Origin of the sequence: Phocaeicola sp. RTP21198st1_B8_RTP21198_201120 (genome assembly GCF_040929485.1) — a bacterium.
Lineage (GTDB): Bacteria > Bacteroidota > Bacteroidia > Bacteroidales > Bacteroidaceae > Phocaeicola > Phocaeicola dorei.
Map to the genome: position 1 here is coordinate 1 of NZ_JBCOCI010000480.1, position 1,134 is coordinate 1,134.

Annotated in this window: 1 pseudogene; it reads left to right on the forward strand. The window is 45.1% G+C overall.

Annotated elements, in window-relative coordinates:
• Positions 1-1,134, forward strand: a pseudogene (locus AB5935_RS27445) (hypothetical protein); the annotation flags it as partial.

Consider the following 1,134-nt stretch of genomic DNA (forward strand, 5'->3'; position numbering starts at 1 on the left):
TAAACGAATGGCCTTTGTCGACAAGATATGGAACAATCTTAGCTTTGTCTCCCCTGATCCGGTAGTAAATACAGCATTTGCTTTTGCTAAAGTAAGAGCAGCAGAGAGTATCTTTGCTACCGGAGGAGGATTCATGCACAGTCCTGGAGGAGAATCATATTATGCAGCTGTTTGGGCGAATGACCAAGCGGAGTATGCCAATCCTTTCTTTCCCTTTTTGGGTTATGATATCGGAAACGCGTCCGCATTAAACTCATTCAGGCTTTTTGCCCGCTTCATGAATTCTGATTACAAACCCATACCCAGCTCTATCATTGCCGAGGGGAAGGATACCTGGAACGGGGCTGGCGATCGTGGCGATGCAGCGATGATAGCTTATGGGGCCGCCCGTTATGCACTAGCCAAAGCAGATAAAAAGGAAGCACAAGAGTTATGGCCCTTGATTGAGTGGTGTCTGGAATACTGCAAAAGAAAAATAAATGCTTCCGGAATTGTGACTTCAGATGCTGATGAGCTTGAAGGACGCTTTCCAGCAGGTAACGCAAACCTTTGTACATCAAGTTTGTATTATGACGCTCTGGTATCGGCAAGCTATCTTGCCAAAGAACTTGGCAAGCAGTCTTCTGTTTCAAAAGAATATGCCCGGCAGGCGAAAGTATTAAAAAATAATATAAACAATTATTTTGGTAGCCGTATAGAAGGGTTCGACAGTTACCGCTATTATGAAGGCAATGATATTTTACGTTCATGGATAGCTATCCCTCTGACAGTCGGGATCTTTGAAAAGAAGACAGGAACCGTCGAAGCATTATTCTCTCCCCGTTTGTGGAGCAAAGACGGCTTATTGACACAAGCCGGAACAGATACTTTCTGGGACAGATCTACTCTTTACGCTCTACGAGGAGTGTATAGCGCAGGAGCAAGGGAGAGGGCAATGGAACACATGGCATATTACTCACAGCAACGCCTGCTTGGGGAACATGTTCCATATCCTATCGAGGCCTGGCCCGAAGGAAACCAACGGCATTTGTCAGCCGAAAGTGCTTTGTATTGCCGTATAGTAACCGAAGGTATTTTTGGTATTCGTCCGACAGGATTTAATTCATTCTCACTCTGTCCACAACTACCTGATAA